23 protein-coding genes are annotated in these 20088 nt (G+C 55.3%); 15 read left to right on the top strand and 8 right to left on the bottom strand.

Annotated features, from left to right (window positions below):
* Positions 1-19: 19 nt before the first annotated feature.
* From rpsP to GCWU000341_RS05005, 15 genes are all read left to right on the top strand, one after another.
* A complete protein-coding gene (gene rpsP, locus GCWU000341_RS05075) occupies positions 20-259 on the top strand; it encodes a 30S ribosomal protein S16 (protein WP_009214727.1) in 240 nt (79 codons plus the stop codon).
* A 34-nt stretch (positions 260-293) separates the two neighbouring features.
* Positions 294-521 carry a KH domain-containing protein gene (locus GCWU000341_RS05070; protein WP_009214726.1) on the top strand — a complete coding sequence of 76 codons (228 nt, stop codon included), beginning with the start codon at positions 294-296 and terminating at the stop codon, positions 519-521.
* Positions 522-685: 164 nt separating this feature from the next.
* Positions 686-1222 (top strand): ribosome maturation factor RimM, encoded by a 537-nt coding sequence (gene rimM / locus GCWU000341_RS05065; protein ID WP_009214724.1) that lies wholly within the window; start codon positions 686-688, stop codon positions 1220-1222.
* Entirely contained in the window at positions 1219-1944 is a 726-nt protein-coding gene (trmD, locus tag GCWU000341_RS05060; RefSeq protein ID WP_009214723.1) for a tRNA (guanosine(37)-N1)-methyltransferase TrmD, read from the top strand. The genes rimM and trmD overlap by 4 nt, the downstream gene beginning before the upstream one ends.
* A gap of 120 nt (positions 1945-2064) precedes the next feature.
* A complete protein-coding gene (rplS, locus tag GCWU000341_RS05055) occupies positions 2065-2415 on the top strand; it encodes a 50S ribosomal protein L19 (RefSeq protein WP_021774417.1) in 351 nt (116 codons plus the stop codon).
* A 150-nt stretch (positions 2416-2565) separates the two neighbouring features.
* Positions 2566-3096: a signal peptidase I gene (gene lepB / locus GCWU000341_RS05050; RefSeq protein ID WP_036600001.1), complete on the top strand. Its 531-nt coding sequence runs from the start codon at positions 2566-2568 to the stop codon at positions 3094-3096.
* 50 nt (positions 3097-3146) lie between these two features.
* Positions 3147-4034: a ribosome biogenesis GTPase YlqF gene (gene ylqF / locus GCWU000341_RS05045; protein WP_009214720.1), complete on the top strand. Its 888-nt coding sequence runs from the start codon at positions 3147-3149 to the stop codon at positions 4032-4034.
* Complete coding sequence (locus tag GCWU000341_RS05040; RefSeq protein WP_155812652.1) at positions 3985-4740, top strand: ribonuclease HII; 756 nt, start codon at positions 3985-3987, stop codon at positions 4738-4740. Before ylqF ends, GCWU000341_RS05040 begins: the two co-directional genes overlap by 50 nt.
* Positions 4715-5071 carry a YraN family protein gene (locus GCWU000341_RS05035; protein WP_009214718.1) on the top strand — a complete coding sequence of 119 codons (357 nt, stop codon included), beginning with the start codon at positions 4715-4717 and terminating at the stop codon, positions 5069-5071. Before GCWU000341_RS05040 ends, GCWU000341_RS05035 begins: the two co-directional genes overlap by 26 nt.
* A gap of 186 nt (positions 5072-5257) precedes the next feature.
* The gene (gene trpS / locus GCWU000341_RS05030; RefSeq protein WP_009214716.1) at positions 5258-6403 is read left to right on the top strand and encodes a tryptophan--tRNA ligase; all 1146 of its coding nucleotides are present in this window, start codon (positions 5258-5260) and stop codon (positions 6401-6403) included.
* Positions 6376-6936 carry a Holliday junction resolvase RecU gene (locus GCWU000341_RS05025; RefSeq protein ID WP_009214715.1) on the top strand — a complete coding sequence of 187 codons (561 nt, stop codon included), beginning with the start codon at positions 6376-6378 and terminating at the stop codon, positions 6934-6936. Before trpS ends, GCWU000341_RS05025 begins: the two co-directional genes overlap by 28 nt.
* Positions 6933-8294: a Trk system potassium transporter TrkA gene (gene trkA, locus GCWU000341_RS05020; protein ID WP_009214714.1), complete on the top strand. Its 1362-nt coding sequence runs from the start codon at positions 6933-6935 to the stop codon at positions 8292-8294. The genes GCWU000341_RS05025 and trkA overlap by 4 nt, the downstream gene beginning before the upstream one ends.
* Positions 8295-8312: 18 nt before the next feature.
* Complete coding sequence (locus tag GCWU000341_RS05015; protein ID WP_009214713.1) at positions 8313-9758, top strand: TrkH family potassium uptake protein; 1446 nt, start codon at positions 8313-8315, stop codon at positions 9756-9758.
* A 161-nt stretch (positions 9759-9919) separates the two neighbouring features.
* Positions 9920-11014 carry a tyrosine-type recombinase/integrase gene (locus GCWU000341_RS05010; protein WP_009214712.1) on the top strand — a complete coding sequence of 365 codons (1095 nt, stop codon included), beginning with the start codon at positions 9920-9922 and terminating at the stop codon, positions 11012-11014.
* Between the two features lie 37 nt (positions 11015-11051).
* Positions 11052-11453 (top strand): hypothetical protein, encoded by a 402-nt coding sequence (locus GCWU000341_RS05005; protein ID WP_009214711.1) that lies wholly within the window; start codon positions 11052-11054, stop codon positions 11451-11453.
* A 177-nt stretch (positions 11454-11630) separates the two neighbouring features.
* On the opposite strand, the gene lexA is transcribed toward GCWU000341_RS05005, so the two are convergent.
* From lexA to selD, 8 genes are all read right to left on the bottom strand, one after another.
* Positions 11631-12281 carry a transcriptional repressor LexA gene (gene lexA / locus GCWU000341_RS05000; RefSeq protein WP_021774429.1) on the bottom strand — a complete coding sequence of 217 codons (651 nt, stop codon included), beginning with the start codon at positions 12279-12281 and terminating at the stop codon, positions 11631-11633.
* Between the two features lie 104 nt (positions 12282-12385).
* Positions 12386-13087, bottom strand: a complete 702-nt coding sequence (locus tag GCWU000341_RS04995) for a DUF5714 domain-containing protein (RefSeq protein ID WP_040653677.1) — start codon at positions 13085-13087, stop codon at positions 12386-12388.
* A gap of 88 nt (positions 13088-13175) precedes the next feature.
* Positions 13176-13535 (bottom strand): ribosome silencing factor, encoded by a 360-nt coding sequence (gene rsfS / locus GCWU000341_RS04990; protein WP_009214708.1) that lies wholly within the window; start codon positions 13533-13535, stop codon positions 13176-13178.
* A 115-nt stretch (positions 13536-13650) separates the two neighbouring features.
* Positions 13651-14325, bottom strand: coding sequence for a bis(5'-nucleosyl)-tetraphosphatase (symmetrical) YqeK (gene yqeK / locus GCWU000341_RS04985; protein WP_009214707.1), 675 nt, complete (start codon positions 14323-14325; stop codon positions 13651-13653).
* A gap of 11 nt (positions 14326-14336) precedes the next feature.
* Positions 14337-15356, bottom strand: a complete 1020-nt coding sequence (locus tag GCWU000341_RS04980; protein WP_081443169.1) for a selenium metabolism-associated LysR family transcriptional regulator — start codon at positions 15354-15356, stop codon at positions 14337-14339.
* Positions 15357-15433: 77 nt separating this feature from the next.
* A complete protein-coding gene (selB, locus tag GCWU000341_RS04975) occupies positions 15434-17356 on the bottom strand; it encodes a selenocysteine-specific translation elongation factor (RefSeq protein ID WP_009214705.1) in 1923 nt (640 codons plus the stop codon).
* Positions 17353-18837, bottom strand: a complete 1485-nt coding sequence (gene selA, locus GCWU000341_RS04970; protein ID WP_009214704.1) for an L-seryl-tRNA(Sec) selenium transferase — start codon at positions 18835-18837, stop codon at positions 17353-17355. Before selA ends, selB begins: the two co-directional genes overlap by 4 nt.
* A gap of 17 nt (positions 18838-18854) precedes the next feature.
* A complete protein-coding gene (selD, locus tag GCWU000341_RS04965; protein WP_081443151.1) occupies positions 18855-19907 on the bottom strand; it encodes a selenide, water dikinase SelD in 1053 nt (350 codons plus the stop codon).
* Positions 19908-20088: the final 181 nt, after the last annotated feature.

Raw genomic sequence — 20088 nt, 5'->3', positions numbered from 1 at the left:
AAGGAAAAGGAGAAAAGAAATGGCAGTCAAGATCAGATTGAGAAGAATGGGACAGATTCACGCACCTTACTACAGAGTCATCGTCGCGGATTCCAGAAGCCCCAGAAACGGAAGATTCATCGAGGAGCTCGGCATCTATGATCCGACGAAGGAGCCGACCGTTTTAAAGCTTGACGCGGCTAAGGCGAAGAAGTGGATTGAAAACGGCGCACAGCCCACGGAGACCGTTGCGAGACTCCTGAAAAAGGTCGGCCTCTAAGAAAAGCGGATGGATGCAGTGATTGGAGTTTAAGATGAAGGAATTGCTTGAGACGATTGCGAGAGCCCTCGTCCAGTTTCCGGAGGATGTCCATGCCACAGAGGAGGAGAGGGACGGGGAACTCGTTCTGACGCTCTCTGTCAATGAGCAGGACATGGGGAAGGTGATCGGCCGCTCGGGACGTATTGCAAAGGCGATCCGTTCTGTCATGAATGCCGCGGCGTCCAAGGCGGATCTTCGGATATCGGTCGACATCAAATAGGTCCGCCGCCGTTTTCGCCCGGGAAAGAGGGCTCCCGCTCAAATTAAAGACCGGGACAAGGGACAGCCGGTCTCTGCGAAGACAGACAAAGGCGAAAGGGCGGCAGTCCGAAGCGCGGGCAGAGCGATGCCGGGCTTTGGCCGCTTTAGGGAGGAAGGAGAGAGATGCTTCAGGAGCTCAGAGTCGGGATGATATCGGCGACCCACGGACTGAAGGGAGAGCTCAAGGTGATCCCGACGACAGACGATCCGAAGCGTTTTCTGGAGCTGAAAAAGCTGAGACTTCGGAAAAAGGCTCGGGGTCTTCGGAGAGAAGATGAGACGGAACGGGAGTTTTCCGTGGAATCCGTCCGCTTCCAAAAGGAGCTCGTCCTTTTAAAGCTTTCGGGCATCAACCGGATCGAGGATGCGGAGAATCTTCGGGGCTCCGAGCTCTGGATCGACCGCGCGGATGCCGTGGCGCTCGCCGAGGGCGAATACTTCCTGGGGGACTACATCGGGCTTCGCGTCCTCACAGAGGACGGAGAGGAGCTCGGAAAAATCCGCTCCATCCTGGAGACAGGCGCCAACTATGTCTTTTCCGTGGAGAGGGAAGGAGGAAGAGAGCTCCTCATCCCGAATTCAGAAAACTGCGTGCTGGAAAAAAAGCCGGAGGAGGGTTATCTTCGCATCCATCTTCTGGAGGGCCTGCTGGATCTATGAAGAGCTACTATGTGATGACGCTTTTCCCGGAAATGATCGAAAACGCATCCTCCTTTTCCATCACGGGGCGGGCGATCCGGGACGAAAGGATCTCCGTCAAGGCCTTCGACATCCGGGATTACACGAAGGACCCGCATCGGCATGTGGATGATGCCCCTTACGGGGGCGGAGCCGGGATGCTGATGCAGGTACAGCCGATCCATGACTGCTTTCTCGCGATCCTGGAGCACTGCGGCGGAATCCCCAGAGTGCTCCATCTCTCCCCCCAGGGGAGATGCTTTGACCAAAGGCTCGCAGAAGAACTCGCAGAGGAGGAAGAGCTCGTCTTTCTCTGCGGTCACTATGAGGGGGTGGATGAGCGGGCACTGGAGCTTTTGCATACGGAGAATATCTCGATCGGAGACTATGTCCTTACCGGAGGGGAGCTTCCCGCACTCGTCATGATCGATGCGATATCGCGCCTTGTCTCCGGTGTCTTAAATAAAGAGGCCTCCCATGAGATCGAGAGCTTCTCCAACGGTCTCCTGGAGTATCCCCAGTATACCCGGCCGGAGATCTATGAGGGGAGGAGGGTCCCGGAGATCCTGCTCTCGGGGGATCACAAAAAGGTCGACTGCTGGAGGCAGAGGCAGAGTCTGCTTCGGACCAAAGAGCGCCGTCCGGAGCTCTATGAGGCCTATATCCGCTCTCACCCGGAGGAGGCGCTGAACGGAGCCGAATAGCTTGAAAGGGCTTGTGTTTCCTTTCGGATTATGATAGAATTTTTAAGTTAAACATCTGATGTTCCGCTGGCGCCAGGATCGCGTATGAACATCATGGTTTTAGTTCAGGGAGGTATCAGCATGACAGCATATGAGATCATCAAGGGGATCGAGGATGGACAGAAAAAGGCGGAGCTTCCGCTTTTTCGCACCGGGGATACCGTCAAGGTCTACAATAAGATCCGAGAGGGAAGCCGGGAGAGAACACAGATTTTTGAGGGGACTGTCTTAAAGGTCCAGGGCGGCTCCAACAGAAGAACCTTCACCGTCAGGAAGTCTTCCAACGGTGTCGGAGTCGAAAAGACCTGGCCGATTCACAGCCCGTTCGTTGAGAGGGTCGAGGTCGTCCGCCGGGGCAAGGTCAGGAGAGCTAAGCTCAACTACCTTCGGGATCGAGTCGGAAAAGCGGCGAAGGTCAAGGCGGCAAACTGAGGCCGGAATCAAAGCGGAGACCGGAAACAGACAAGCGAATGGGTGCTCCTGTCAGCGGGAGCGCCCATTCTTGCTGTATAAGTGTATCAGTCCCGTCAAGAGCCAACTGCGAGGCAAGCCGGGAAAACGAAGAGAGGAGAGACGGGAGCGATGAAGGAGAAAAATCCGATCCGAAAGTGGGTCCGTTTTTTGATGGATGTCATCGTCATGATCAGTCTGGCCTGGCTTGTGGTCCATAGCTTCCTCTCACAGACCACGATCTCCGGGCACAGCATGGAGCCCGGAATCTCCGCTGGAGATATCGTTTTAGTGGACATACTCAGCTACCGTTTCTTTGCCCCTCGCCGGATGGACATCGTGATCTTTCAGCGCGGCGGGAGCGCGGAGAATGTCAAGCGGGTGGTCGGACTTCCCGGGGAGACCGTCACGATCCAAAATGGCTCCGTCTATATCGACGGAAAGCTTCTGGATAAGCAGAGAGTCTCCAATATTGCCCTGCCCGGCATCGCAGCAAATCCGGTAGAGCTCCAGCAGGATGAGTATTTCCTGATCGGAGACAACGCGGATTCCTCCGAGGACAGCCGTTTCCAGAATGTCGGAAATGTCAAGAGATCTCAGATCAGCGGAAGGGTATGGTTCCGCCTCCTTCCCTTCCGAAAGTTCGGACCTCTTCCGCGCTAGGAGGGAAGCGGCATATCCATATCGCAGCGCTGACGAAAGGAGGGCTCGCAATGAAGATTCAGTGGTATCCCGGCCATATGGCGAAGGCGAAGCGGAATATCCGAAACGACCTGCAGCTTGTAGAGCTCGTGATCGAGATTTTGGATGCGCGCTGTCCGGAGTCCTCCAGGAATCCGGATATTGACAGCTTCGCAAAGGACAAGGCCCGGATCATGCTTCTGAACAAGGCGGATCTCGCGGACCCCGTACAAAACCGCGCCTTTTCCGAGGCCTTTCGGAGGAGAGGCTTTTACAGTATGGAGATTGATGCGAGAGAGCGCGCCGGTTTAAAGAAACTGAATCCTCTGATCGAGAGGGCCTGTGCCCCGATCATCGAGCGAAATCAAAAGCGGGGGATCCTCACACCGGTGATACGGGCCATGGTGCTCGGCATCCCGAATGCGGGGAAATCGACTTTCATCAACAGCTATGTCGGAAAGGCCATGGCGAGGACGGGAAACCGCCCCGGTGTCACGAGGGGAAACCAATGGATCAAGGTGAACCGGCGCCTGCAGCTTCTGGACACACCGGGCATCACCTGGCCGAAATTCGAGCGGGAGATTGTCGGGCTGAACCTGGCCCTGATCGGTTCCGTCAACGATGAGATCCTGAATCTGTCAGAGCTCGTCTTCTATCTTCTCAAGTACCTGATCCGCTACTATCCAGACAGTCTCCCCGAAAGATACGGAGAGGGGCTTATGTCGGTCCGGGAGGCGCTTCCCGCCTTTTCGGAGATCGCGAGGAAGAGGGGCTGTGTGAAAAAGGGGGGAGAGGCGGACTACGAGAGGACGGCCCGCATCATTTTGGAGGATTTTCGCTCCGGACGCCTGGGGAGGATTACGCTGGAGCATGGATCATCGGATGGAGAGGGAGAGGGCTGTGAGAGAGCGGGGGGATGAGCGCCTGGAGAAGGAGCTTCTCCGTCTCCGGAAGATGCGTTTTTACGAGGAGCAATATCCCAACCTCTCCCTGATCGGAGGAGTTGATGAAGCGGGGAGGGGGCCGCTCGCAGGACCCGTTGTGGCAGCCTGCTGCGTTCTCCCAAAGGATGCCTTGATCCTCTATCTCGATGACTCCAAGAAGCTCAGCGAGAAGAGGAGAGAGCTCCTGTTTCCGGAGATCACAAAAAAGGCGCTCGCCTTCGGCGTCGGCATCGTGGGGGAGAAGAGGATCGATGAAATCAATATCCTGAATGCAAGCTATGAGGCGATGCGGCTTTCGATCCTCTCTGTATCTTCAAAGCTCGGGCGCCCTCCTGAGCTTCTCCTGAATGATGCCGTCACGATCCCGGGCATCGAAATCCCCCAGCTTCCGATCATACGGGGGGACTCCAAGTCCCTGTCCATCGCGGCGGCCAGCGTGATCGCGAAGGTGATCAGGGACCGTCTGATGCTTCGCTATGACAGAGAATTTCCGGGCTACGGCTTCGCAAGGCATAAGGGCTACGGCACTGCTCTCCACCGGGAAAAAATCCTGTCGAAGGGCCTGTGCCGCATCCACAGGAGAAGCTTCGTTAAGAAGCTTTTCGAAAGGGCACGGGAGGAAGAGGAGAGAGGGGCGAAAGGACAGGATCCGGGAGATGGAGGACAAGAAGAAAAATCATGAGAAGGGGCAGCACTACGAGTCGCTCTCCGCGGATTATCTCCGTTCCCGGGGCTTTCTTATCCTGTCGAAAAACTATCGCTTTCACCGAAATGAGATCGACCTCATCGCAAAGGAGGGAGACTGCCTTGTCTTTATCGAGGTGAAGGCGAGAAGCCGTTCGGAAAAGGGCTATGGCTTTCAGGCGGTGGACCGAAGGAAGCAGGAGAGGATCCGAAGCGTCGCGGAGCATTATCTTTTGCAAAATCAGCTCTCCCTCTGGGATACTCCCTGTCGATTTGATATTATAAGTATTGACGAGGGAGAACTAAGGCATTACAGAAATGCGTTCTAGGAGGAAAAGAGCGGATAGAGCTTAAGTCTCCTGATATCCGGACTTTCCGTGCCTGGAATCCGTGTTTCTCCGGATTTTGCAAAGAAAAGAGGGGAGCGGAGTCCCTCATAAAGATCGGCAGGTGATCGGAAGAGCCGGGCGGGACTCAAGTTTTGGCAGCGGATTAGAGATTGGGAGGATGGGAAAATGGAAGCAAAGGATGCGGGCAGAAAGGTGATTCTCACGGGAGACCGTCCGACGGGGAAGCTTCATCTTGGGCACTACGTGGGTTCCCTTCAGAGAAGGGTAGAGCTTCAGAATTCCGGGAAATTCGATGAGATCAATATCCTCATCGCGGATGATCAGGCACTGACCGACAACTGGGACAATCCGAAAAAGATCCGGGACAATATCATAGAAGTGACGCTGGACTACCTCTCCGTCGGGATCGATCCGGAGCTCTCCACGATCTGCATCCAATCGGCCCTTCCCGCTCTTCACTCCCTCAGCTTCTACTATATGAATCTCGTGACGACGCAGCGGCTGAGCAGAAATCCCACCGTGAAATCGGAGATGAAGCTCCGGGGCTTCAGCGCCGGAGAAAATGGAAACGAGAATGAGGCCGGGCTCCCGGCGGGCTTTTTCACCTATCCTGTCTCGCAGGCTGCGGATATCACCGCCTTTAAGGCGACCACCGTGCCCGTAGGGGAGGATCAGCTTCCGATGCTCGAGCAGACGAGAGAGATCGTGCGCCGCTTCAATCAGACCTACCACAGGGACATTCTGGTCGAGCCGGATATCCTCCTCCCGGAAAATGAGAGCCGGAGGCGTCTCCCCGGGACAGACGGGAGAGCGAAGATGTCGAAGTCCCTCGGGAACGGAATCTATCTCTCAGACGATGAAAAGACCGTGAAGACGAAGGTCATGAGCATGTATACGGACCCGGAGCACATCAATATCAATGACCCCGGGCATGTCGAGGGAAATGCCGTCTTTACCTATCTCGAGGCCTTCTCCGGGAAGGATGCGTTTTCGGAATATCTTCCGGAATACAGCTGCCTCGAGGAGATGGAGGAGCACTACCGAAAGGGCGGACTGGGAGACGTCAAGTGCAAGAAATTCCTCTTAAAGGTTCTGGAGGAGCTGCTTTCTCCGATCCGGAGGAAGAGAGCGGACTGGGAGAAGCGCATTCCGGAGGTCTATGAGATTCTCCGCGATGGGACAAAGCGCGCGGCGGAACGCACGGAGAAGACTCTGTCCGAGGTCCGCTCCGCGATGAGAATCGATTATTTCGAGGACCGCTCCATTGTGAAGGACTGGGAAGCATGGGTACATGGAACTCAAGAGGGCTGAGGGGCTCTCAGCTTGAGGAGCTGATCAACCTCACGGTGGAGAGCTACCGGGAGAAGCAGCTCGCGCTTGTCCAGAAGGTTCCGACTCCCATCACCCCGATCAGCATGGACAAGGGGCTGCACCAGATCAATCTGGCTTACTTTAATCAGAAGTCCACCGTGGACTACATCGGTGTCGTCCAGGGAATTCCGGTCTGCTTTGACGCGAAGGAATGCGCGGAGAGGTCCTTTTCCCTTCGAAATCTTCATCCGCATCAGGTTCTCTTTATGCGGGACTTCGAGTCACAGGGCGGCGTCAGCTTCATTGTGCTTTCCTTTACCAAAATGCAGGAATGCTACTATGTCCCGTTCCGGGACATTTATCGTTTCTGGAAGAGGAGAGAGGAGGGGGGGCGGAAGAGCTTCCGCTACGAGGAGATCGACAGGAGCTACCGGATCCGCGCCCACAAGGACATGTTCATCCATTTTCTGGAGCCGCTCAAGGAGGACCTTCTGCGGCGGGACAGGGAGAGAGAAGAGGAGCAGAAGGCATGAATATCATTGTCGTCGGATGCGGCAAGGTGGGGCTCACCCTGGCGGATCAGCTGAACCGGGAGGGGCATGACCTGACCATTATTGATAACAATGAAAAGGCTCTGCGGCATGCCGTGGAGTCCATCGATGTCATGGGAATCCACGGAAACGGAGCCATGCTTCAGACGCAGAGCGAGGCGGGCATACAGAATGCGGATGTTCTGATCGCCGCCACAAGCTCCGATGAGATCAACATGCTCTGCTGCCTGATCGCGAAAAAGAAGGGGAACTGCAGCACCATCGCGAGGATCCGGGACCCCCAGTACACGAATGAAATCGGATACCTTCGGGATGAGCTTAATCTCGCGATGGTCATCAACCCGGAGATGGCGGCGGCGAAGGAGGCGGAGAGGCTGCTCCGCTTTCCCTCTGCCATGAAGATCGACAGCTTCTCCCGCGGACGCCTCGACCTGATCCGGACGAAGATCCCGGGGGGAAGTCTCCTCTGCGGGCTTAGGCTCCGGGATCTCCCGGAGAAGATCGGCGTGAATGTACTGATCTGCGCCATCCGAAGAGGAGAGGAGGTCCGGATTCCCGGCGGAGACGACGAGATCTTCGGGGGGGACGAGATCAACTTCATCGCGGACCCCGGGGATATCACCCCCTTCTTCCAGAAGATCGGCATCAAATACGAGCCGGTCCGGGACTGCATGATCGTCGGAGGGGGGAGGATCAGCTATTATATCGCAAAATATGTCGAGGAATCCAGGCTCCGGATGAAGCTGAAAATCATCGAGTCGAACCGGGAGCGCTGTGATTATCTCTCCGACGCCCTGCCCGCCGCGACCATCATCAATGGAGACGGCGTGGATCAGGAGCTTCTCCTTCGGGAGGGAATTGAGACGACCGACGCCTTTTGCTCCCTGACCGGCTTTGACGAGGAAAATATCATGCTTTCTCTCTATGCGGGGAAGCTCTCCGATGCGAGGCTCATCACAAAAATAAACCGCATCGCCTTTGAAAATGTGACCAGCGAGATGAACCTGGGCTCCGTGATTTACCCAAAGCAGATCGTCGCGGAGTCCATCATCCAGTATGTCAGGGCTTTAAAGAATTCCCTCGGCTCCAATGTCGAGACGCTCTACCGGATCGCGGACGGGAAGGCCGAGGCCCTGGAGTTCAAGGTGGGAGAGGACAAGGCGCTCATCCGGAGAAGCTTCTCGGAGCTTCGCTTTAAGCCAAACGTCCTGGTGGGAGGCATCATCCGAAACCACAAGGTCATCACCCCCGGCGGATCGGATTATATGCTTCCCGGAGACCGCGTCATCATCGTGACCACAAATACCGGCTTCAACGACTTAAAGGATATTCTGGCATAGCAAGGAGAAGAGCTTTCGATGAATTTCGGAATGATAGTCTATATTCTCGCGTGGGTTCTGAAGATCGAGGCGCTGTCTTTGCTCCTTCCTCTCCTTATCTCACTCATCTACCGGGAGCAAAGTGCCGTTCCCATCCTTCTGGTCGCCCTCCTCTCAGGGATTTTCGGAACCATACTCGGCTTTAAAAAGCCGCGGAGGACCGCCTTTTATGCCAGAGAGGGCTTTGTGGCCGTCGCGGGCTGCTGGATCGTCCTCTCCCTGGTCGGGGCGCTCCCCTTTTTTCTGAGCGGGAGGATCCCGCGCTATGTGGATGCGGTCTTTGAGATCGTTTCCGGCTTTACGACGACGGGTTCCTCCATCCTCGGGGATGTGGAGTTCCTCGGGAAGGGGCTCCTTTTCTGGCGCTCCTTCTCCCACTGGATCGGCGGAATGGGAGTCCTCGTGCTGGTGCTCACCATCCTCCCTCTGGGAGGCGGCTATAATCTGATGATCATGAAGGCCGAGTCCCCGGGCCCCGATGTGAGCAAGATGGTCCCGAGAGTCGCGGACAGCGCGAAGGCCCTCTATAAGATCTACCTCGCCCTGACGGTCCTGATGATCGCGGTCTTTCTTCTGACGGGTATGCCCCTCTTCGATTCGCTCTGCATCGGCTTCGGAACAGCGGGGACCGGCGGCTTTGCGGTTCGAAACAGCGGCATGGCGGACTACAGCATGCTGAGTCAGTTCTTTATCACGATCTTCATGATCCTCTTCGGGGTGAACTTCAATGTCTATTATCTCATGCAGAAGAGGAGATTCCGGGATTCTCTCCACTCGGAGGAGGCGAGATATTACCTTCTCATCATCGCCTTCTCCACGCTGTTCATCGCCTTCCAGATCCTCCGGCAATGCGGAGGGGACTTTCTCTACGCTCTGCATCACTCCTTCTTCACCGTGGGGTCCATCATCACGACGACGGGCTTTTCCAGTCTGGACTTTAATCTCTGGCCCGCGCCCTGCCAGATGCTTCTCCTTTTTCTCATGATCTGCGGAGCCTGCGCGGGATCCACCGGGGGAGGGATAAAGGTCTCGCGGCTCATCATCATGGGGAAGGAGATCGGGAAGGAAATGCACCTCATCATACACCCGGAGGCTGTGAGAAGGATACGGCTGGAGGGAAAAAGCCTGGATCACCCCATTGTCCGATCGGTGAACTGTTATCTGATTCTCTATTGCTTCCTCTTCATGAGCTCGGTCTTTCTCATTTCCTTCGACGGCTTCGATTTCACGACGAATTTCTCCGCGGTCGCCGCCACCTTCAACAATATCGGACCGGGGCTTGGCATGGTGGGCCCTGTGAGGAATTTTTCCGCCTACTCGGATTTTTCAAAGCTCGTCATGATCTTTGACATGCTGGCGGGCCGACTGGAGATCCTGCCCATGCTGATCCTGTTTTCACACAGAACCTGGAGGAAGACGAATTGAAGAATCGGTATAGAAACAATAGGATAAGATGGTATAGGATGAGAAGGAAGCAGCTCCTTGGCCTGAAAGGGAAATGAGAACGCGGGGGAGCAGATCTATATCTATTCGCTAAACTCTTGTTTAACGAATAGATATAATAAAAAACGAGGAAAGGAGGGAAAATGCCTCTGAAATATCATGAACAGATGGATCGCGACAATACCTTAAAGCTCCGTGGGCTCCTTCAGGAGCTCCCGCCGTTTTGCCGCTGCTTTTTCCGGGCAATTGAACCGAGGACCTCCTCTCGGACGAGAATCGCCTACGCCTATGATCTCCGCGTCTTTTTTCAGTTTCTTGCAGATTCCGTCCCGGAGCTCTCGGGAAAGCCGATCGAAAAATTCGTCCTGTCGGATATCGCTGGCCTCCCGGTTCTCCGCCTGGAGGAATATATGGAATACCTGAAATACCGGGTCCGGGAACAGGAGGAGCTCCCGGAGGACCGGGCTTCCGGGCGGAAAGGAAAAGGAAAAATCGAAATTCTGAACCATGAGCAGAGCATCAAGAGAAAGATCTCCTCTCTCAAGAGCTTTTACAAGTATCTCTACCGGGATCAGCTGATTTCGGAGGACACGGCCTCTCTCCTCATCCTCCCGAAGCTCAGGGACCGAGAAATTATCCGTCTGGACGAAAACGAGGTCGCGGATCTTCTGGATACAGCGGAGAGCGGGGAAAAGCTGACGGAGAGGCAGCAGCGCTTTCATGAAAAGACGGCCCTTAGGGACACCGCGATCTTAAGTCTCATGCTCGGCACCGGGATCCGCGTCTCCGAGTGCGTAGGGCTGAATATCCAGGATCTGGACCTGAATTCAGACGGAATCCGCATTCACCGGAAGGGCGGAAAGGAGGTCACAGTCTACTTCAGCGATGAGGTAGAGCGCATCCTCTCCTCTTACCTCAAAGCCCGGAAAAAGATGCCTGCGCTCTCCAGCTCGGAGGACGCGCTCTTCCTCTCCCTTCAGAAGAAAAGAATCGGTGTACGGGCAGTCGAGAACATGGTAAAAAAATACGCCTCCGCCGTCACGCCGTTAAAACATATTACCCCGCATAAGCTCCGGAGCACCTATGGCACGAATCTCTACCGGGAGACCGGGGACATTTATCTCGTGGCGGACGTCCTCGGGCATGAGGATGTCAATACGACGAAAAAGCACTATGCCGCTTTGGAGGAGGAACGCCGCAGAAGCGCGAGAAACCGCGTGCACTTAAGAGAGGATTAGGAAGTATTTCAGCGAGATAAGGAAAGGGAGAAAAGGCATGCTGAAGCGCTGGTCTGAAATCGGAGTGGGAAGACATTGGACGGAATCCGTCCGCATCCTCTGCCCGTCCCGGGAGGACTACGGGAAGCTTCAGGAGGAGTTCTCTCTCCTGTCAGAGCTCACAGAGCGACACGGAACCCGCTATCTCCTCTCCGAATGGCGAGACGGAAGCGCCCTCCTCCAGATCGCGGTCTACGAGGATCTCTTAAAGAGAAATGCCGGAAAAAGGAGGAAGCTCGGAAAGCTCCGAAGGATTTGCGAAGTCTACCTCTACCGTCAGTGTCACAGCGCCGCAGAAGCTGCGGACTACGCCGGTCTCCTCCTCCGAAGCTACCAGCGCCGCGTAAAAAAATATAAAGAGAATGGGCTCTGGGGAAAGGAAGCTGAGGGCTGGTTCTGAGGCAGGCCGACACCCGGTTTTCCAGTAGATTCATGAAAGTATAAGTTAAAGTATAAGTTCAGGTAAGCTATCTCCTCGAAGGAGCTCCCGGAGGCATGTCATAATTAAAAGTGACATGCATGTCCTAAATCCCTATTTCCGTTCTTCCGCGGGGAAGGAAAAGGATCGGGACATGATTTAGTGAAGCCCCATCCGAATCAGGCCGATGACTTTTCCGAGGATCTCGCAATTTTCCACCAGAATGGGAGACATGCTGTCATTCTCCGGCTGGAGCCGGATATAATCCTTTTCTCGATAGAAGCGCTTTACGGTGGCGCTGTCATCGATGAGGGCGACGACGATCTCCCCGTTTTCACAGCTGTTTTGCTGTGCCACAATGACGCGGTCTCCGCTCAGGATACCGCAGTTAATCATAGAATCCCCCTTTACGTTCAGCATGAAGATCCTTTGATTCGGAAGCATATCTACCGGGATCGGATAATAATCGGTGATGTTTTCCTCCGCAAAGATCGGCTGCCCCGCGGCGACGGTGCCGAGAAGCGGGACCTGGACGAGCTCTCTTCCGCCCTCTTCCCGGGCATCCTGGTTTAGCCCCAGGATCTGAATCGCTCTGGGATGCGTCGGATCCTTCCGGATGAGGCCCATAGCTTCGAGATCATTCAGGTAGCTGAAGACGCTGGAGGTGGACTTGAGCCCGACCGCGCGGCAGATATCCCGGACGGAGGGAGCGTAATTTTTTTCCTTGACATGGGCTTTCAGATATTGAAAAACCGCGGCCTGCATCTCTGTCATATGATTGGCATCCGGCTCCTTCTTTTTTCTTCCCATCTTTACCTCCCTTCCGTCCCCTCTCTCAAGGGCCAATCTATTCCGGCTAATTCCGGGGTCCTCTTCATTTTAACATATCTTTCCGGCATCTACAAACATTTGTACTAGGATCCCGAGTCAGCATTCCTGAAAAAGGGGCAGCGTTTTCTCAGGCATTGTTCATTTCGGGAGGAGCGGGAGCAGCTGATTTTTTTGATCTCGATCGGGATATCGAAGTATTCTTTTATAAGCTTTACCGCCTCTATAAGGGCCAGATAGGAATTTCTCTTACAGCAGCGGGGGCCCCCGTATCGTCCGATCCTCTCCAGCGCTCTCGCTGTCATAAGATTGGAGATTCCCCAGCTTTCTCCGGAAAGAGGAGAGGAAAAGGTAAGCACAGAAACAAAGATCCCCGTGCTGATGCCGGCGCCGCAGGCGCCCCAGTATCCGCAGGATCCCCCGGGGACTTCCCTTCCGCGGCGATAAATTTGCAGGAGGGAATGCTCCAGATCTATCTTTTTCCCGGCATTTCTGCACGCGCTCAGAAGAGCGGCCCCGACCATCACATGGTGCTCAGGTCCGTGCATATGGCAAAAAGGAAGGGACATCATCCCCTCCAGGATTTCTACGGGATCCCTGCTCTGACTCTTCATACAAAAGGAAAAGATGCTGTCCATTCCTTTCATATGACAGTCATCACAGACATAGTGCCCATGGACACATCTTGTCTTGCTTTGCTCTGTCTTATGACAGATGGAGCATTTCATCGGGATCTCATCGCTGAGATATTCCAAATCCGCTCCGCAGATCAGGCAGCCGTCTTTCATTCGGTCCCTGCGAGGCTCCATTTTCTTCAATGAGTTTTCCATCTCCTTTTCCATCTCCTCTTTTTTGCTGGTGAGATTGAGCACGGGATCAGAGCTCCTTCGGATTCACGATCTTCTTTCCGTCTGACCAGATTCTCTCAAGATCATAGAAGAATCTCTGCTCCTTGTCGAAGACATGGATGATGATATCGTTAAAATCCAGAAGGATCCATCCGGAGTCCGGCTTTCCCTCCGCCCGCCGAATCCTGTAGCCCCTCTTCGCCATGCCATCCTGCAGAGAATCGGAGAGCGCCTCCACCTGTCGGCTGTTCTCCGCCGTCACGATCACAAAATAATCCGCGATCACGGAAATCTCCGAGATATCAATGATTGAGATCTCCCGCCCCTTTTTTTCTTCGCAGATTTCCGCCGCAGCTTTTGCCATCGCCCTTGAAGTTTCCGCTATCATCTTCCTCCTCTCCCCTCTTTTCGAGGGAGACGCCCTCCCTGTCTCATAGGACAGGGCAGGTCCTTTCTTAAAGCTATCTAAGTAAAGCGGCGGGATCTATCCCGCAAAATATATATTAGTCTTCGACGCGGACTCTCTCCTCTTCTCCCGGATCCGCAGTTTGCCCTTTTTCCTCATGGACCTTTCGGTAATATTCATAGCTCTCGAGGGAGGCCCGGCAGATCTCCCCCCCGCGCTCTCTCAGATATTCTATCGTGGATTTTAAGATCAGATATACCGCCTCATCCAGATCGAGAAAGGCCATCCTTCGGATCTCAGAAAGCCCTGCCGCCTTATAACGCCGGGGCTCTATAAAGTCCGCCGTAAAGATGATCTTCTCCAGGAGACTCATACCGGGGCGGCCCAGCGTATGGAAGCGGATCGCGGACAGAATCTCCGGATCCCGGATCCCAAAGAGCTTCTCCGCATAGATCTCCCCGTAAAAGGAATGGATTACCTGCGGAAAGCGGAGGAGCTCCGGGGAGAGAACAAGGCCATCCCTCTCGCAGACACGAAGAATCTCCTGCTTTCCAAAATGCTTTGCGCAGTCGTGGCAAAGCCCCGCGATCTCCGCCTTCTGAAGATCCGCCCCATAGCGCATAGCGAGGGCCGCCGCCGAGAAGCTGACGCTCAGGGAATGTTCGTAGCGCTCCGGCTTCAAGAGCTCGGAGAGCTTCTCCCGCATCGCTAAGATTTTCGAAAGATCCGTTTTCTCCGCCGGTATTTTTTTGCAAAAGCGCTCTGACGCCATTCTGTCTCCCCCTAACGCTTCTTTGAGGAGAGAAGCCCCTCCTTCTTCCCTTCAGGCGCGCTGTCTTTTATGATTCTCGGCTCCGGATTCCCGATCTGACTTAAGCTGGCCCTCCCCTTCATCTGCATCCGCCGGACGTGATTTTGCATCATCTTTACCAGCTTCTTGGCCCCCTCCGACATGGAGAACTCCGTGCTGGTCAGGAGATAAATCTTCCGGAAGCAGCCGTTTTCAGAGAGGCGGAAGGGGAGTACCGCGCCGTTTCGAATCTCCATCTTTGCGGCGAGCTTGGATACGATGGCGACCCCGACCTGCTCTCTGACAGAGAGAAGGATGGCTCCGGTACTGGCGAAGCTCGCTTTAATGTGGACATCCTCCGGCATGAAGCCGAGCCGGGCGAGGATCTTCATCGCTTCCTTCCTCGTCCCGGAGCCGCTCTCCCGCATGATGAAGTCCTCCTCACTCAGCCAGTCCATCTGAAAGCCGAGCTCCCTCCTCTTTCGATATTTCGGGGTATTCGGCGTGACCAGTATGAGCTCATCATCGTAGAAGGGAAGATAATTGCATCCGTTCCTCTGGATCATGGTGCCGCAGAAGCCGAGCTCCGCTCTGTGGCTCACGATATCGTCCACCACTCCCCTGCTGTCGGTCTCATTGGTCCGGAATTCCACATTGGGATAGGACTTGCTGTAGGAGGCCAGGATGCTCGGAAGCAGATACTGTCCGGGGATGGAGGAGGTGGAGATCACGATCTCCTTCTCCATCGCTCCCTCCTGCCTTCCGCTCGTCACCTCCCGGATCTGATTGGAGAGCTGGATGATCTCCTTCGCATAGAGATAGATCTTCTCCCCGGCCTCCGTAATATTCACCTCTTTCGTGGTTCGGAGGAAAAGCCGCACTCCGAGCTCCTCCTCGAGGTTGCTGATATAGGCGCTCACCGTAGGCTGAGTGAGAAAAAGCTCTTTTGCGGTCTGCGAAAAGCTTTTATTTTTTACGATCCGAACAAAGGCTTCTAGTTGTTTGATATTCATGCTGTCCCTTCCTTTTTCAACGGATGCGCGATCATCCCCGTGGAAACGCCGGAGAAAACGGATGAACTCCGCTCCCCTCAATATGCGACTCTCTCTGTCTCCGCGCCGAGCTTCTTTGTGATCTTCTGGCTGTCCATATATAAAATGATGGGCTTTGCGCACTTTCGGCTCGTCGCAAACATATCCCGGATCTCCGAGATGGTCAGAAGCTCATTGGTCTCAAAATGCTTTTTTACCGCCTCCTTTGCGCTGTCCATGAAGTGCTTCATGGTATACATCTCAAGCTCTTCCCCGCCGATCCGGACCAGCTTTCCCTCATCCATGAGCACATGAATGACATCCAGCATAAGCTCGTCGGAGTAATTCTTCCTTGAGAGCTCCGAGAAGCGGAGGAACTCATAGCCCGCCTTCTCAAGCTGCTCCGTGATGAGCGACTCCAGGTCCCGGAATCTCTCATCCTTCGGGATCTCCCTTCCCGGGAGGCAGAGATACTCCTCCCGAAGCTGCAGAGAACCGTCCGCACAGAGCTTTTCCATGCAGGCGTCAAAGACATTCAGCTTAACCGACTTCATATAGACGCTCTGGATCTCGGCCTTTCGGATGCCGTAGCGGTAGGGATGCTTCTCGTAGAAGCTCCGGAGCGCCCTCTGTATCTCCTGCTCTATGATGAAGGCATTATCTCTGTGCCAGTAATAGCTGTCCTTCCTAAGCACAAATTCATAGATCAGCCCCCTGTCCCTGAGCTCCGAAAGACAGGGCTTCAGCTCCTCCTCGGAGTGGGACATATTCTTCGCGAGCTCCCTTAGATTGATGAGGGTATCGTTCTCCGCCCGGATATTCAGCTCGCACACATCGGCGAGGCTTCCGCTCTCCTTCCGGGAGAGCTCCGCGATCGCCTCCTCGCTGAAGCGCTTCTTCTTCCTGGGATTCGGCTCCAGCACGACTCCTCCCCCGATCGTCTCGAGAGGGCTGTAAAAGCGGACGACAAAGCGATCTCCTCTCTTTACGACGAGCTCCTCTTCCAGGAGGAGCTGAGCGGGTCCGGTCTCCCCGGGCGGGATCTCATCCCGATCGAGGAGGACGGCCCGGCACAAAAGCTCACTGGTCCCGGTGAAGAGGTGAAGGCGCTCCCTGTTCCGGATGCTCCTCCTGGAATCCCTCAGTACGCTGAGCTTCACATCGATGAGGGTCGTGTTCTCCATGCTGCCGGAGGGAGCGATGACGGAGCCTCTCTTGAGATCGGACTTTTTCACATTGGACAGATTCAGGGCCACCCTCTGCCCCGCCTCGCAGATATCGGTATCGCGGTCATGGACCTGTATGTTCCTGACCTTGCAGGAAAGTCCCTCCGGGTAGATCGAGAGACTGTCTCCCCTGCTGATCCTTCCGGAGAGCAGAGTCCCTGTGATGATGGTGCCAAAGCCCGGCAGGCTGAAGACCCGATCGATGGGAAGGCGGGGGATGCCGTTTACATCCTTTTCCGGCACATCCTCCGTCACCATTTGTAGGATGAGATCCTTCAGAGCGTCAATCCCCTCTCCCGTCGCGGCGGAGACTCTGGCGAGGGGCGCATGATCCAGGATGGTGCCCTTCAGCTCCCCTCGGATCTCCTCCTCCATCATGCTGATCCACTCCTCCTCCACGAGATCGCATTTATTCAGGACGAGGATGCACTTTTTTATGCCAAGAAGCTCCAGAATATCGAGATGCTCCCTTGTCTGAGGCATGATCCCTTCATCCGCGGCGACCACCATCAGAACAAGATCCATGCCCACGACGCCGGCCACCATATTATTGATGAACTTCTCATGTCCCGGGACATCGATGACGCCGCATCTCGTGCCGTCCTTCATGTCAAACCAGGTGAAGCCGAGTTCGATCGTGATGCCCCTGTTCTGCTCCTCCTTCAGCCGATCCGTATTCCGCCCTGTGAGGGCGCGGATCAGCGTGGTCTTCCCGTGATCGATATGTCCCGCCGTCCCTATGATGATATGCTTCATCCGATCACCTCTTTAAGCTCTTCGGAAAGCTCCGGAAGCTCTGCGTCCGAAATCGTGCGAAGATCCAGAAGGAGCCGCTCCTCCGCGACGCGTCCTATAATGGGGATAGGAAGTCCTCTGAGCCGCTCCTCCAGCGCTGTTACGCTCATCGAACGAGGACGGATGCAAAGAGCCCGGCTCTTAAGCTCTTCCAGGGGCAGGGAGCCCCCTCCGACCTGGGATTCGCAGGGGAGGGTCGAGAGCTCCGCTCCCCGGCAGCTTCCGGATAGCATAGAGAGGAGGCGCTCCGCCCTCTCCGAAACCTTCTCCTCCGTCTCCGCGATCATGCGGAGTGTCGGAATTCGCTCCTCGATCCCCTCCTCCTTGAGATATTCCAGGAGGGTGAGCTCCAGCGCGGCGACGGTGAATTTATCGATCCGGACCGCTCTTGTGAGAGGATGCTTCTTCATCCTGTCGATGAAGCACTTCTTCCCGACGATGATCCCGGCCTGCGGACCGCCGAGAAGCTTATCTCCACTGAAGGAGACGACATCGACGCCGTTTCGGACCGCCTCCTGCACGGTCGGTTCGTGCATCCTCCCATATCTTTCAAGGTCCAGGAGCACTCCGCTTCCGAGGTCCTCGATGAGCGGAAGCCCGTGCTTCTCCGAAAGAGGCTTTAAACTCGCGGCGCTCACGGATTCCGTGAAGCCGACGAGCGCGTAATTACTGGAGTGCACCTTGAGGATTGCCTTTGTGTTCTCATTCAGGGCCTCCTCATAATCGGAGAGATGGGTCTTGTTCGTGCATCCGATCTCCACAAGCTTTGCCCCGCTCTGCGCGCAGACATCCGGGATCCGGAATTTCCCTCCGATCTCCACGAGCTCCCCCCGGGAGGTGATGACCTCCCCTCCCGATGCAAGGGTGGAGAGGATCAGGAGCACGGCCGCGGCATTGTTGTTTACGGCCATCGCGGCCTCCGCCCCGCTCAGGCGGCAGAGGAGCTTCTCGAAGTGAGAGTAGCGCTCCCCCCTTCTCCCCTCGGAGAGGCGGTATTCCAGGTTCGAGTAGGAGGAGACGAGGTCTGCGAGTCTTTCCGCGATCCTCCTCTCGATGGGAGCCCTCCCGAGGTTTGTGTGGAGGATGGTGCCGGATCCATTGATGACCCGCCTAAGTCCCGGTCGAAAGAGCTCCTCCAGGAAAATGCGGATCCTCTCCGGAAGTTTTTCGATTCGCTCGGAAAGGCTTCGCTCCAGCGCTCTCTCCGCCTCCCTTTCGGCTTCCGAAGGCTCTGCTCTTCCGATCTCCCCCTTCCGAAGACTCCCTCTTTCCTCCGCCTTCTCGATCTCGGCTCGGAGCTCCTCCCTGAGCTGATCCGTCTCCTCCTGCACCGCCTCTGTGACGCGGCATCTCCCGTAGAGAGGGATCAGACTCTGGATCTCCTCTCTTCCCAGGAGGAGATCCACCTTCGGGATCCTGCGAAACAACAGATTTTGATTCATCCTTCTCTCCGCCTTCCTTATGGCTTCACTGTTATGAATTTCTCTTCGAGCGGCTCTACGCTCCCGATGACTTCCGCCTTCGTCTCAAGTCCGGCCGCAAGAAGGGCGTCCATCGCGCTGTCCTTCTCCTCCGCGGGAATCGCATAGAGGAGACCGCCGGAGGACTGCGGGTCAAAGAGAAGATCCGCATCCGTATCGGAGATCCCGAGGATCGAGAGCTTATTCTCCGTGTACTTCCGGTTTCGATAAGCGCCCGCCGGGACAAGCCCGAGCTCCGCATATTCCTTCGCAGCTTCTATCAGCGGAATATTTCGAAAATGAAGCGCAAAGCTCACCCTGCTGGCCTCCGCCATCTCCATCGCATGGCCCAGGAGCCCAAAGCCCGTGATATCCGTACAGGCATGGACATGGAAGGGATCCATGGCCTCCTTTGCCTTTCTGTTCAGGGACGCCATGACTCTCACGGCCTCCTCCATGGCCTTCTCCGAGGCGAGCTCGGCCTTTACGGCAGTATTTATGATGCCGGATCCGATTTGCTTTGTGAGGATCAGGACATCGCCCGGCTTGGCCCCGTAGTTCTTCTGAATCCGCTCGGGATGGACGAAGCCGGAGACACAGAGCCCGTAGAGAGGATCGTCATTCTGGATGGAATGCCCGCCGATCAAAAGCGCGCCCGACTCCTTTACCTTTTCCGCGCCGCCCGCCATGATATCCCCGAGGATTTCGGGATTAAGACAGTTCGGGAAGCCTACGATATTCAGTGCGACCTTTGGGATACCGCCCATGGCATAGACATCGGAGAGCGCATTGCACGCAGCGATCATGCCAAAGGTGTAGGGGTCATCTACGACCGGGGTGAAAAAATCCACGGTCTGTATCATGGCGACTTCCTCCGACACCTTGTAGACTGCGGCATCGTCCGAGGTGGAAAGCCCCACGAGAAGTCTGTCATCCTTTTCAAATTTCGGCAGCTTGCCCAGAACCTGGGCAAGGGTCTCAGGACCTATCTTAGCCGCTCAGCCGGATTGCTTCGTCATCTGTGTAAGCTTTATCTCTTCCTTCTTTTGCATATTTTTTCCTTCTGTATCCTTTTTCCTTCTGTATTTCCTTTTCCGAAGATCGCCGCGTAAAATTCCGCCGAGCGGACAAACACCGGACGGACTGTCCTTTACTGTCCTTTATGAGAAAATTCTCTCTCGGATCCGCCTGAAAAGTAATAAAATTCTCCTCTTTGCTGCTATTTCTATTCTA

Source organism: Oribacterium sp. oral taxon 078 str. F0262, assembly GCF_000160135.1.
GTDB lineage: Bacteria > Bacillota > Clostridia > Lachnospirales > Lachnospiraceae > Oribacterium.
The sequence above is the reverse complement of the archived record's forward strand: the minus strand, read 5'-3'. Positions and strand labels throughout refer to the sequence as shown.